Here is a 13,029-nt window from a genome sequence, read left to right as displayed (position 1 = left end):
GTCGTGGCCCGAAAAGGGTGATCCACGACGCCTGCATAGGAGCTGATGATGTCCTTTCTCGCCGCTGCGCTCGACCGTGTGAAGCCGTCCGCGACCATCGCGGTCACGGACAAAGCGCGCGTCCTCAAAGCGGCGGGGCGCAACGTCATCGGGCTGGGCGCCGGCGAGCCGGATTTCGACACGCCCGACAACATCAAGCAGGCCGCGATCAAGGCGATCCAGGACGGCAAAACCAAGTATACCGCGGTCGACGGCATCCCCGAGCTGAAGGAAGCCATCATCGGCAAGTTCCAGCGCGAGAACGGCCTGACCTACAAGCCGAACCAGGTGATCGTCGGCGTCGGCGGCAAGCAGGTGCTGTACAATGCGCTGATGGCGACCATCAATCCCGGCGACCAGGTGATCATCCCGGCGCCGTACTGGGTCAGCTATCCCGAGATGGTGGCGCTCGCCGGCGGCGAGCCGGTGCCGGTGGTCTGCACAGCCGCGCATGGCTTCAAGCTGCAGCCGGAGGCGCTGGAGAAGGCGATCACGCCGAAGACCAAATGGCTGATCCTGTGCTCGCCGTCGAACCCGACGGGCGCGGCCTACACCAAGGCCGAGCTGAAGGCGCTCACCGAGGTGCTGGTCAAGCATCCGCATGTCTGGATCATGACCGACGACATGTATGAGCACCTCGTCTATGACGACTTCGTGTTCACCACGCCGGCGCAGGTCGAGCCGTCGCTGTACGACCGCACGCTGACCGTGAACGGCGTCTCCAAGGCCTATTGCATGACCGGCTGGCGCATCGGCTATGCCGGCGGCCCGGCGCACCTGATCAAGGCGATGGCGACGATCCAGTCGCAGTCGACCTCCAACCCGTGCTCGATCGCGCAATGGGCTGCCGTCGAAGCCTTGAATGGTCCGCAGGACTTCATCCCGGCCAACAACAAGGTGTTCAAGGAGCGCCGCGACCTCGTGGTGTCGATGCTGAACCAGGCCAGCGGCATCGAATGCCCGCGCCCCGAGGGCGCGTTCTACGTCTATCCGTCCTGCGCCGGCACGATCGGCAAGACCGCGCCGTCGGGCAAGGTGATCGACAATGACGAGGCCTTCGTCACCGAGCTGCTGGAGACCGAGGGCGTCGCGGTGGTGCACGGCTCGGCATTCGGCCTCGGCCCGGCATTCCGCATCTCCTACGCGACCAAGACCTCCGACCTCGAGGACGCCTGCAAGCGCATCCAGCGCTTCTGCGGCAATTTGAGGTAATCGGGCAACAGCGACCTTTGAATCTCTAAAGGTCAATTTCCGCACAGAAAGGCGCCATGTTTTGAACATGGCGCCTTTCTTTTGTCCGGGATCAAGTTGCGTGGCGTAAGGTTGGAGTTCGATGCGGCTGCTTGTGCTGTCGATCGTGGCGATGGTGATGCTCGTGCCGCTCGCGCAGGCCCATCAGGGCCGCCCGATGCGTGCGGGGGTTCTGGAGTGCGAGGGCCGCCGGACGGCCGGCAAGCTCGTGATGTCACAGGCCCGTCTGCGCTGCGTCTTCCGCAGCCAGGGCCGCGCGCCGGAGCGTTATGTCGCCAAGGTCCGCCGCTACGGTCTCGATCTCGGACTGACGGATCAGACCCGGATGGCGTGGGCGGTGTACGCGCCGGTCAATGATTTCGGCCGCAGCGAGCTGCGCGGGCGCTATGGCGGATTGTCGGCCAACGCCGCCGCGCTGGTCGGCTTCGGCGGCAGCTTCCTGGTGCGCGACACCGATCGCGCCACCCAACTGCAGCCGATCAGCCTGCAGGGGCAGACCGGCATGAACCTCGCCGCGGGAATCACCGAGGTCGAGCTGGTGCCGCTGCTGCCGATCCATCCGAGCCCGAGCCAGCCCTCGTCCTACTTCTCGCGCTACTATCGCTGAGCACGGCGACAATGCCTCGCAGCCGCGCTGCGCTGGTCGAGGCCGTGAGTCGTTCAGCCAGATGAACGGCGCGCCGCTTCTGGTGCGGCTGTAAGCCTTGTGGCATAGATGTGATGGCTCGTGATCATCAGTCCCGATCACCGAGCGCCGCATCACATGTTCATTTCAGCCGGAGTTTTATTCATGCGCTCGACCATCCTCGCCGGGCTCACCGCTGCGGCCGTCCTCTGCATCGGCGGCGCTGCCCAGGCGCAAGATCGCGTGCGGGTCGGCGTCCTCGAATGCCGCGGCGGCGCCAGCGTCGGCTTCATCGTCGGCTCGGTCACCCATCTCGGCTGCGTGCTGCGCGCCGACGGGCTGCCGGAGGATCGTTACGTCGCGACCATCCGCAAGGTCGGCCTCGATCTCGGCATCACCCAGGAATCGCTGCTGGCCTGGGTGGTCTATGCGCCGGTCGCGCGGCTCGGGCCGGGCGATCTCTCCGGCGATTATGCCGGTGCGCAGGGTTCGGCCGCGGTCGGCGTCGGTGTCGGCGGCAACGTGCTGGTCGGCGGCTCCGCCAACTCGATCGCGCTGCAGCCGCTCAGCGTCCAGGGCCAGGTCGGCATCAGCGTCGCGGCGGGGCTGCAAAGCCTCGAATTGCGCCCGGGTCGGTGATCTTCCCTTTGCCGTGAACAGCGCTCTTCCCGCCATCGTGCGGGAAGACGGTGGGATCCCCCGCACTGCAGCAACGTTTTTCGCAGGCCGCCTGCTTGCCAAAGCGGCAGCCGAGGCAGAGCATTCGGCTTTGCCGACCCAATCAAGGGCCGAGCTCCACAACGAGGAGGCGGCGAATGGGACAAGACCTGAGAAGTCCCCGAGGTCCACGGTGCATCGCGCTGGTGGGCCCTTTCCAAAGCGGTAAAACCACTCTCTTGGAGGCGATCCTGGCGCGGACGGGCGCGATCGCGCGCGCGGGCAGCGTCGACGCCGGCACATCCGTCGGCGATGCCAGCCCGGAGGCGCGCCAGCACAAGATGAGCGTCGCCATGACGGCGGCGACGACGACCTTCATGGGCGACAGCTACACCTTCCTCGACTGTCCCGGCTCGATCGAGTTCATCCACGACATGCGCGCCGCGCTGCCGGCGGTCGATGCCGCGATCGTGGTCTGCGAGGCCGATGAGAAGAAGCTGCCGCAACTGCAGATCATCCTGCGCGAGCTCGAGGAGCTGCGCATCCCGCGTTTCCTGTTCCTCAACAAGATCGACCGCGCCAATGCGCGCATCAGGGAGACGCTCGCGACCTTGCAGCCGGCCTCGCGCGTGCCGCTGGTGCTGCGCCAGATCCCGATCTGGAACGGCGAGCTGATCGAGGGCTTCGTCGACCTCGCATTGGAGCGCGCCTTCATCTATCGCGAGCACAAGGCCAGCGAGGTGATCGCGCTCGAAGGCGGCGATCTCGACCGTGAGAAGGAGGCGCGCTTCTCGATGCTGGAGAAGCTCGCCGATCACGACGATTCGCTGATGGAGCAGCTGCTGGAGGACATCCCGCCGCCGCGCGACGCCGTGTTCGATGATCTCGCGCGCGAATTGCGCGAGGGACTGATCTGCCCGGTGCTGCTGGGCTCGGCGTTGCGCGAGAACGGCGTGCTGAGGCTGATGAAGGCGCTGCGCCACGAGGCGCCCGGAATCGCCGAGACCGCGCGGCGGCTCGGTGTGAAGGACACCAAGGAGGCGCTCGGCTATGTCTTCAAGACGCTGCATCTGCAGCATGGCGGCAAGCTGTCATTGACGCGGGTGCTGTCCGGCCATCTCGACGACGGCGCGACGCTGCATGCCGCCTCGGGCGAGGCGGCGCGCGTGTCCGGCATCCTGGCTGCCACCGGCGCCTATGACAGCAAGCGCGCGGGCGCCGAGGCCGGGGACACGGTGGCGCTCGGCAAGCTCGATGCGGTCAAGACCGGCGATACGGTTGCGACCGGCAAGACGGCGCCACCGCCGCTGGCAAAGGTGGAGGCGTGCCCGCCGGTGCTGGCGCTCTCGATCGCCGCCGTGGACCGCAAGGACGACGTCAAGCTCGGCCAGGCCTTGCAGCGGCTGCATGAGGAGGATCCGTCGCTGACCATGGTGCAGAACCCGCGCACCCACGACACCGTGCTGTGGGGGCAGGGCGAGATGCATCTGCGCGTCGCGCTGGAGCGGCTGCGCGACCGTTTCGGCGTCAACGTCAAATCGCACCAGCCCGCGATCGGCTATCAGGAGACCATCCGCAAGCCGATCACGCAGCGCGGCCGCCACAAGAAGCAGTCCGGCGGGCACGGCCAGTTCGGCGACGTCGTGCTCGACATCAAGCCGCTGCCGCGCGGCGAAGGCTTCCGCTTCGCCGAGAAGGTGGTCGGCGGCGCGGTGCCGCGCAACTACATCCCGGCGGTGGAGGAGGGTGTCGTCGACGCAATGGCCCGCGGCCCCCTGGGCTTTCCGGTGATCGACGTCGAGGTGACGCTCACCGACGGCTCCTATCACAGCGTCGATTCGTCCGACCTCGCGTTCCGCACCGCGGCGCGGGCCGGCGTCAGCGAAGGCCTGCCGCAATGCGCGCCGGTGCTGCTGGAGCCGATCCATACCGTCGAGATCGTCTGCCCGACGGAAGCGACCGCCAGGATCAACGCGATCCTGTCGGCGCGGCGCGGCCAGATCCTGTCCTTCGATACCCGTGACGGCTGGCCGGGCTGGGACTGCGTGCGGGCGATGATGCCGGAGGCGGAGATCGGCGAGTTGATCGTCGAACTGCGCTCGGCCACGGCCGGCGCCGGCAGCTTCACCCGAACGTTCGATCATATGGCCGAGGTGACCGGCCGCGCCGCCGATCACATCATCGCCTCGCATCGCGACGCCGCGTAAAGTGTCGGGCCTCGTCCACCGCGGAGGTCCTTCCTTCCGCGGTCCTGTGCGGCGTTGGATTTGAAGTACGACCCAAGCTGATCGGACTTCGAATTCGCCGCATTGGCGAGGGCCGGCTTCTTGCGGCTTGTCAGGCGCGCCGCAGCGGCGGCCTGCCGCATGTGCAGTGGCGCTGTGGCAGTGGCGCTTGGGAGCCCTTCGATATGCGACAGCCCTGACGTAAGCGGAAAGAGCCGCATCGCATTGAAATATGCGATGCGGCTGGAGCCGTAGCAAACTCCCGAGGTCAGCAGCCGCAGCCTGAGAAGCCGCGATAACCAACTCCCGAAACCGGCAGCTCGCTGCCGCCCACGGTTGCGCTTGCTCAGGTCGCAGGCTTGCTAACTAACAACTGCCGTTCCGGAGCTCGCCGTCACAGTTGTTGATATTGCCCTGGAATCCCTGAAAGCCCTTGAGAGTGGTGTTGATGAACTTTCCGTCCTTCTTCTTGCACCGGGCCGACAAGGTGTCGCCTTTGACGACCGAGTCCTCGCACGTCAGCGCATAGGAGCCGTTCGGGCCCGCGCAGGCGAGCGTGCCGTTGACGTTGCCGAGATCGCCGACGCAGGACGCGAAGTAGGGCAGCTCGGTCTGCATGGATTGGCCGTTGAAGGTCTTGCAGCTGGCCTTGAGGGTGGTGCCTTCGACCGAAATCGCCGAGCAGGATTTCTCATATGAGCCCGGAGGATTTCCCGCAGCCGAAACGGCGGTGAGGCCGGAGATCAACAAGGCTGCTGCGCTGAGCGAGAGTGAAATGCGATGCATGGTCATTTGCGTATGTCCTTCTGAAAGATCAATTTGTAACTATTGATAGTAACGAGAAAACAATACAACCTTAGTGTGTCGTTGCCGTAACACGCAATCCCCTCGACGCCCTTTTTCGCACGGCTCAGCAAATCGTGAACCAGCCGAGACACGCGCCCCGGCAACGGCTGGACGATCGCAAGATGCAGGGACCGTGAGTGCTGGTCGGCGTCGATCATCGGCGCTCGTCGCCGCGACCAGTGATCATCTCCAGAGCCATGTATCAGGCGTCATGGAAAACCGAACACGACATCCTCCGCGGACCCGCGAGCTGCACCTGGCAACGAGTAGAGCCCATCGTCGCCGCCACCAGCCTCGCGCCGTCTCGCTGGATCGGTTTGCCGGTGCTGGTCATCGCCCCAGGAGCCCTCGCCGTGCTGGCTCTTGCATCCTGGCAAGTATGATGTATTTTACATCATTGTCTTTGTCTCAGACATCATTTATGGTGTCTGCCACGTGAGGCCATCGTGATCACGTCGTTCCAGATGCGGGCAGCGCGAGCGCTGCTCGGGATAGATCAGAGAACCTTGGCCGAGCTGGCTGGCGTGTCGCTGCCGACGATCCAGCGGATGGAAGCCTCCACGGGCAACGTCCGCGGCGTGGTGGACTCGCTGACCAAGGTCGTCGATGCGCTCAATCGTGCGGGCGTGGATCTGATCGGTGAGCATTCCCGCAGTGAGAATGGCGGGCGTGGTGTTCGCCTGAAGGACCCGGGGCCGCCTCGCCGCATGGGCCGTCAAACTGACATTGTGCGCGATGACGCGAGCTAGGCTCATCGCGCGCCACGGGGCTCCTGAGCGCTTCGTGTGGGACGCATCGTCGGCTGCGCCGCGGTCCGATGAGGCGACGGGAGCGTGGTCGGCATGAGCATCGCAAACGAACGCCGTTCGCACGGGCGGGTCGGACATCATGAGCCGACCTTCGCCGAGCTTTATTCCCCCAAGCTCCTGACGGTCTTGCGCGAGGGCTACGGCCTCAGCGACTTTCGTGCCGACGCGCTGGCGGGCCTGACGGTAGCGATCGTGGCGCTGCCGCTGTCGATGGCGATCGCGATCGCCTCCGGTGTCTCGCCGGGGCGCGGCCTCTACACCGCCGTGGTCGGCGGCTTCCTGGTTTCGCTGCTCGGCGGCAGCCGCTTTCAGATCGGCGGTCCCGCGGGTGCCTTCATCGTGCTGGTCGCTGCGACGGTCGATCGCCAGGGTCTCGATGGCCTGCTGATCGCGGCGATGATGTCCGGCGTGATGCTGGTGATCGCCGGATATCTGCGGCTCGGCACCTACATCAAGTTCATTCCCTATCCGGTCACGGTCGGCTTCACCGCGGGCATCGCCGTCATCATCTTTGCCAGCCAGCTGAAGGATCTGTTCGGTATCACGCTTGCGGGCAAGGAGCCGGGCGAGCTGATCCCGAAGCTCGCTGCGCTCGCGCATGGCGCGCCGACCGCGACCATGCCTGCGGTCGCGACGGCCGCGCTGTCGATCGCGATCATCGTCGGCCTCAAGCATCTGCGGCCGACCTGGCCCGGCATCCTGATCGCGGTCGTGGTCGCCGCCATCATCACCTACGCGCTGCAGCTTCCCGTCGAGACCATCGGCACCCGCTTCGGCGGCATCCCGCGCGAGCTGCCGGCACCGGCGCTGCCGGCGTTTTCGCTTGCCAAGATCCAGGCGGTGTTTCCCGATGCGATTGCCTTCACGCTGCTCGGGGCGATCGAGTCGCTGCTCTCGGCCGTGGTCGCCGACGGCATGACCGGCCGCCGCCATCGCTCCAACTGCGAGCTGGTGGCGCAGGGCTTTGCCAATATCGGCTCGGCCTTGTTCGGCGGCATCTGTGTCACCGGAACCATCGCGCGCACCGCGACCAACGTCCGCGCCGGCGCGCGCGGGCCGGTGTCAGGCATGCTGCATTCGCTGTTTCTTTTGGTGTTCATGCTGATCGCGGCGCCGCTGGCGAGCTACATCCCGCTGTCGGCGCTCGCCGCGGTGCTCGTCGTTGTCGCCTGGAACATGGCCGAGAAGCACGAGTTCGCCACCCTGATCCGATCGTCCTGGGGCGATGCCACGGTGCTGCTCGCAACCTTCGGGCTGACGATCTTCCGCGATCTCACCGAGGGCATCCTGGTCGGCTTCGCGCTCGGCGCCGTGCTGTTCATCAACCGCATGGCGCAGATGACCGGCGTCGAGGGCGGGTCGCCTCTGGCCGCAAAGGACCGCGCCGACTTCGAGGATGAGGCGCGGGTGCCGTACAATCCGAAGCTCAGCGCCGACAAGGACGTGCTGGTCTATCGCATCACCGGCGCGTTCTTCTTCGGCGCCGCCTCGACCGTCGGCACCGTGCTCGACTCGATCGCCGACCGCCGCAAGGCCTTCGTGGTCGACTTCGCAGCGGTGCCGTTCCTGGATTCGACAGCCGCCAACGCCATGAGCCGCGTCGCCGCCAAGGCCAGGCGCCAGGGCATCCGCCTGTTCATTACCGGCGCATCACCGACCGTGCGCCGGGCGCTGCTGACCCACGGCGTGCGGCCGCCGCTGGTGCGCTTCCGCGAGACCATCGAGCGCGCGGTCGCCGACATCAAGGGCAAGGAGACGCCGCAGGAGGACATCTCCGACGGGCTGGCGGCGAGCTGAGTCCGGCCTCGCGCGCCGGTCTCCACCGAGGCGCACCGACGGCCGGCTTCGTCGTCGCGGCCGGTTCGACTGCCCGCAGCATTGACTCCGGCCGGAGCTTGTCCGATGTCACGGCCATGACCGTCGCCGCCAAACCCCGCGCTGCGTGCCTGATCGGCTGGCCTGCCGCGCATTCGCGCTCGCCCCTGATCCATCATCATTGGCTGCATGAGCTCGGCATTGCCGGCGGCTACACCATCGAGGCGGTGCCGCCGGAAGAGCTAGCGGATTTCGTCACGCATCTCGACCGCCGCGGCTTCGTCGGCGCCAATGTCACCATTCCGCACAAGGAGCGCGTGCTGGAGCTGACCGAGCCGGACGCGCGCGCCCGTGCCGTCGGCGCCGCGAATACGTTGTGGTACGAGGACCACATCCTGCGGGCCACCAACACCGACGTCGAAGGCTTCATCGGCAATCTGGATGCCGCCGCCCCGGGCTGGGACCGCACCAACGAGGCGCTGGTGCTCGGCTCCGGCGGCTCGGCGCGGGCCGTCGTGTTCGGTCTGCTCGAGCGCGGCATCGGCCGCGTCCATGTGGTCAACCGCACCGCTGCGCGCGCGCAGGCGCTGGCTGATCAGTTCGGCGACCGGGTCGTTGCCGAAGGCTGGGATCGCGTCGGCGCGCTGCTGCCGCGCGCGGGCCTGTTCGTGAACACCACCTCGCTCGGCATGCACGGCCAGCCGCCGCTCGAGCTCGACGTCGATCTGCTGTCGCCGCACGCCGTGGTCGCCGACCTCGTCTACGTGCCACTGGAGACGCGATTGCTCGGCGCCGCGCGATCGCGGGGCCTGCGCACCGCCGATGGGCTCGGCATGCTGCTGCACCAGGCGGTGCGCGGCTTCGAATTGTGGTTCCACCGCCGCCCCCAGGTCACGCCCGAACTGCGCGCGTTGGTCGAGGCTGATCTCACAAGGGCTTGAGTGTGGAATGAGCGGCCCTCTCCGGCGTTTCACTCGTCAGATGCCCGCGTCTCCGATACGAGCGCGGAACGCGTCTCTCGAGCCCTCGGAGTTTTCAGCATGTCTGCCCGTCTCGTTCTGATCCGTCCGGTCGCCGCGCTCGCAATGGTTGCGGCGGCGTCGCTGACCGCCATCGCGCAGCAGGCGCCAGTGCCGACGCGCGTGCGCGGCGCCATCGAAAGCGTCGACGCCGATACCATGACGGTGAAAGCCCGCAGCGGCGAGATCTTCAAGCTCCGCATGGCCGGTGATCTGCGCGTCTCGGGTGTCGTCAAGGCGCAGCTTTCCGACATCAAGCTGGGCTCGTTCATCGGCGCCACCACGGTGCCCGGCCCGGACGGCGCGCCGAAGGCGGTCGAGATCCACATTTTTCCCGAGGACATGCGCGGCACGGGCGAAGGCTCGCGGTCGTGGGACCTGAAGCCGAACTCGAGCATGACCAACGCCACCGTATCCGAAAGCTCGGTCTCGACCGACGGTCATACGTTGCTGGTCAAGTACAAGGGCGGCGAGAAGCGCGTCGACATCGCGCCGGACACGCCGATCGTCACCTTCGTGCCGGGCGACAAGTCCGAGCTGAAAGCCGGCGCCAAGGTGATCGCGATCGTCAAGCCGTTGCCTGACGGTTCGCTCGAGACCAGCCGCGTCAGCGTCGGCCGCGATGGGCTGACGCCGCCGATGTGAGCGGCGCCGCGAGCACGGTGCGCTCCCTCTCCCCTTAGACCCTCGACCCAGCTCCGCCTAATCCGCCAGCACCTTGCGGTCGATCTCGGCCACCGTGTTAACGCCGCACAGGCCCATCGTCGTCAAGAGCTCGTTGCGGATGATGTCGATGGCCTTGGCGACGCCGGCTTGGCCGCCGGCGCCGAGGCCGTAGGCATAGGCACGGCCGAGCATGCAGGACTTGGCACCGAGCGCGAGCGCGCGCATCACGTCCTGGCCGGAGCGGATGCCGCCATCGAACATGATCTCGATCTTGTCGCCGACTGCTTCCGCAATGCCGGGCAGCACGTGGATCGAGGACGGCGCGCCGTCGAGCTGGCGGCCGCCGTGGTTGGAGACGACCAGCGCCTGCGCGCCGGTGGCGGCCGCGAGCTTGGCGTCCTCGATGTCGTGGATGCCCTTGATGATCAGCTTGCCTGGCCAGATCGAGCGGATCCAGTCGACGTCCTTCCAGTTCAGCGAGGTGTCGAACTGCGCCGCGGTCCAGGCCGAGAGCTTGGTCAGGTCCTCGGTGTTCTTCACGTGGCCGGCGATGTTGCCGAACGTGCGGCGCTTGCCCTGCAGCACGCCCTGCACCCAGGCCGGCCTGATCGCGAAATCGAACAGCTTCGACAGCGTCCATTCCGGCGGCACGCTCATGCCGTTCTTGATGTCCTGGTGACGTTGGCCGATCACCTGCAGGTCGACGGTCAGGCATAGTGCGCTGCACTTCGCGGCGATCGCGCGCTCGACCAGGGCCTTGATGAAGCCGCGGTCCTTCATGACGTAGAGCTGGAACCAGAACGGCTTCTCGACGCTAGCAGCGATGTCCTCGATCGAGCAGATCGACATCGTGCTCTGCGTGAACGGGATGCCGGCGGCCTGCGCCGCGCGGCAGGCGTGAATCTCGCCGTCGCCGTGCTGCATGCCCAGGAGGCCGACCGGCGCCAGGATCAGCGGCATCGACGCGGGCTCGCCGAGGATCGTCGTCGACAGATCGCGCTTGGACACGTCGACCAGGATGCGCTGGCGGAATTTGATCTTCTGCAGATCGTCGCGGTTGGCGCGCAGCGTCTCCTCGGCATAGGAGCCGCGATCGGCGTAGTCGAAGAAGGCTTTGGGCACGCGGCGCTTGTGCAGCAGGCGCAGGTCTTCAATGCAGGTGACGTGTTTCATCGCGGTCTTCGGCTCCCCACCGGCGTCTCGTTTCTTAAGGCTGGGGCAGTCATCTAGCATCTTTGCGGCGCCTGCCAAATCCAACTTGGGAACCGCAACGGCGTCTGGGCAAGGCAGGGCAAACTGCGTGCGTCACGCAACACGACGTCGGGGCTGCCGGAGCGAGCACATTCCGGCTGCGGCGGGCTCCGGCGGGCGAGCCCTCCGGAGCCGTCAGGTCGAATGAAAAATTAGCCTTAACAACGGCTTACAGAGGCTATGGCGGTTTCGTGGTAATGATTCATCATATTTTTTGAAGCCATCTTAGCCTTAAGGCGACTATAACCCGCGGGCTGACCGGCAGGGCGGCTCCCGTGATTCGCACCCGCCGGTAACGAAATCCAGAAGCCGTTGCTGGGGGTCATATGAGCCGTAACTATTTCGGGACCGATGGGATTCGTGGCCGCGCCAACGGCCTGATCACGCCGGAACTCGCGCTCAAGGTGGGGCAGGCCGCAGGTCTTCTGTTCCAGCGCGGCGAGCACCGCCACCGCGTGGTGATCGGCAAGGATACGCGCCTCTCCGGGTACATGATCGAATACGCCATGGTGGCCGGCTTCACCTCGGTCGGCATGGACGTGCTGCTGGTCGGCCCGATGCCGACGCCGGCGGTCGCGATGCTCACCAAGTCGATGCGCGCCGATCTCGGCGTCATGATCTCGGCTTCGCACAATCTGTTCGAGGACAACGGCATCAAGCTGTTCGGGCCGCAGGGTTTCAAGCTGTCCGACGATGTCGAGAGGCAGATCGAGCAACTGCTCGATGAATCGCTCGACAAGAAGCTGGCGCAGAGCGCGAGCCTCGGCCGCGCCCGCCGCATCGACGGCGTGCACGATCGCTACATCGAATTCGCCAAACGCACCCTGCCGCGCGACCTCTCGCTCGACGGCCTGCGCGTCGTGGTCGATTGCGCCAATGGCGCGGCCTACAAGGTCGTGCCCGAGGCGCTGTGGGAGCTCGGCGCCGACGTGATCTCGATCGGCGTCGATCCGGACGGCTTCAACATCAACAAGGAATGCGGCTCGACCTCGCCGGAGGCGCTGTGCCGCAAGGTGCGTGAGATGCGCGCCGACATCGGCATCGCGCTCGACGGCGACGCGGATCGCGTGATCCTGGTCGATGAGCGCGGCCACATCGTCGATGGCGACCAGCTGCTCGCGGTCATCGCGCAGAGCTGGAAGGAGGACGGCCGCCTGGCGCGCGCCGGTATCGTCGCGACCGTGATGTCCAATCTCGGTCTCGAGCGCTTCCTGCAGGGGCAGGGGCTCGAACTGGTGCGCACGCCGGTCGGCGACCGCTACGTTCTCGAGCGCATGCTGGCCGACGGCTACAATCTCGGCGGCGAGCAGTCGGGCCATATCATTCTCTCGGACTACGCGACCACGGGGGACGGCTTCGTCGCCGCGCTGCAGGTGCTGGCGACGGTGCAGAGGCTGCGCCGTCCGGTGTCCGAGGTCTGCCACCGCTTCGATCCGCTGCCGCAGATCCTCAAGAATGTGCGCTATCGCAGCGGCAAGCCGCTCGACGCGGACGAGGTGAAGTCGGCGATCGATACCGGACAGAAGCGCCTCAACGGCCATGGCCGACTGCTCGTGCGCTCCTCCGGCACCGAGCCGGTGATCCGCGTGATGGGCGAGGGCGACGACCGCGACCTGGTCGAGGAGGTCGTCGACGAGATCGTGGCCGCGGTGGGCAATGCGGCGGCTGCTGCCGCCTGATCACCGGCGATCATATTTTCGATTGTGGCCTGTCATCGTCAGATGGCAGGCCTTTTTGCTGGCTCACGATCTTCTCGCGTCCGAGTACGTCGCCAGGATGCTTCTGATCGCGTCGTTCAACCATTTCGTACGGCGGATCGGTATTTG

Annotated in this window: 11 protein-coding genes; 9 read left to right on the top strand and 2 right to left on the bottom strand. The window is 66.4% G+C overall.

The features are described 5' to 3' along the window. Positions 1-48 precede the first annotated feature (48 nt). The 4 genes from ACQR10_RS19145 (at position 49) to ACQR10_RS19130 (ending at position 4,779) form a co-directional block, all read left to right on the top strand. Positions 49-1,251, top strand: coding sequence for a pyridoxal phosphate-dependent aminotransferase (locus ACQR10_RS19145; protein ID WP_315733933.1), 1,203 nt, complete (start codon positions 49-51; stop codon positions 1,249-1,251). 121 nt (positions 1,252-1,372) lie between these two features. Then, a complete protein-coding gene (locus tag ACQR10_RS19140; RefSeq protein WP_315803311.1) occupies positions 1,373-1,897 on the top strand; it encodes a DUF992 domain-containing protein in 525 nt (174 codons plus the stop codon). A 183-nt stretch (positions 1,898-2,080) separates the two neighbouring features. After that, positions 2,081-2,554: a DUF992 domain-containing protein gene (locus tag ACQR10_RS19135; RefSeq protein ID WP_315803312.1), complete on the top strand. Its 474-nt coding sequence runs from the start codon at positions 2,081-2,083 to the stop codon at positions 2,552-2,554. A 176-nt stretch (positions 2,555-2,730) separates the two neighbouring features. Next, the gene (locus ACQR10_RS19130) at positions 2,731-4,779 is read left to right on the top strand and encodes an elongation factor G (protein WP_316217488.1); all 2,049 of its coding nucleotides are present in this window, start codon (positions 2,731-2,733) and stop codon (positions 4,777-4,779) included. A gap of 384 nt (positions 4,780-5,163) precedes the next feature. On the opposite strand, the gene ACQR10_RS19125 is transcribed toward ACQR10_RS19130, so the two are convergent. Then, complete coding sequence (locus ACQR10_RS19125) at positions 5,164-5,589, bottom strand: CVNH domain-containing protein (RefSeq protein WP_316217487.1); 426 nt, start codon at positions 5,587-5,589, stop codon at positions 5,164-5,166. A gap of 500 nt (positions 5,590-6,089) precedes the next feature. On the opposite strand from ACQR10_RS19125, the gene ACQR10_RS19120 reads away from it, so the two are divergent. The 4 genes from ACQR10_RS19120 (at position 6,090) to ACQR10_RS19105 (ending at position 9,931) form a co-directional block, all read left to right on the top strand. Beyond that, a complete protein-coding gene (locus ACQR10_RS19120; RefSeq protein ID WP_315757334.1) occupies positions 6,090-6,392 on the top strand; it encodes a helix-turn-helix domain-containing protein in 303 nt (100 codons plus the stop codon). A 93-nt stretch (positions 6,393-6,485) separates the two neighbouring features. Further along, on the top strand, positions 6,486-8,249 hold the full coding sequence (locus tag ACQR10_RS19115; protein ID WP_316217486.1) for a SulP family inorganic anion transporter: 1,764 nt from the start codon (positions 6,486-6,488) through the stop codon (positions 8,247-8,249). A gap of 116 nt (positions 8,250-8,365) precedes the next feature. Further along, a complete protein-coding gene (locus ACQR10_RS19110) occupies positions 8,366-9,208 on the top strand; it encodes a shikimate dehydrogenase (protein WP_316217484.1) in 843 nt (280 codons plus the stop codon). 144 nt (positions 9,209-9,352) lie between these two features. Continuing rightward, positions 9,353-9,931, top strand: coding sequence for a hypothetical protein (locus ACQR10_RS19105; protein ID WP_315803494.1), 579 nt, complete (start codon positions 9,353-9,355; stop codon positions 9,929-9,931). Between the two features lie 57 nt (positions 9,932-9,988). Here the strand turns inward: ACQR10_RS19105 and ACQR10_RS19100 are convergent, their stop codons facing one another. Then, positions 9,989-11,125 (bottom strand): alpha-hydroxy acid oxidase, encoded by a 1,137-nt coding sequence (locus tag ACQR10_RS19100; RefSeq protein WP_315803316.1) that lies wholly within the window; start codon positions 11,123-11,125, stop codon positions 9,989-9,991. Between the two features lie 404 nt (positions 11,126-11,529). Here ACQR10_RS19100 and glmM point away from each other — a divergent pair, with 404 nt between their 5' ends. Further along, entirely contained in the window at positions 11,530-12,882 is a 1,353-nt protein-coding gene (glmM, locus tag ACQR10_RS19095; protein ID WP_315803317.1) for a phosphoglucosamine mutase, read from the top strand. The last annotated feature ends 147 nt before the right edge of the window (positions 12,883-13,029 follow it).

The sequence above is a fragment of the Bradyrhizobium sp. HKCCYLRH2060 genome (assembly GCF_051168135.1).
Lineage (GTDB): Bacteria > Pseudomonadota > Alphaproteobacteria > Rhizobiales > Xanthobacteraceae > Bradyrhizobium.
The sequence above is the reverse complement of the archived record's forward strand: the minus strand, read 5'-3'. Positions and strand labels throughout refer to the sequence as shown.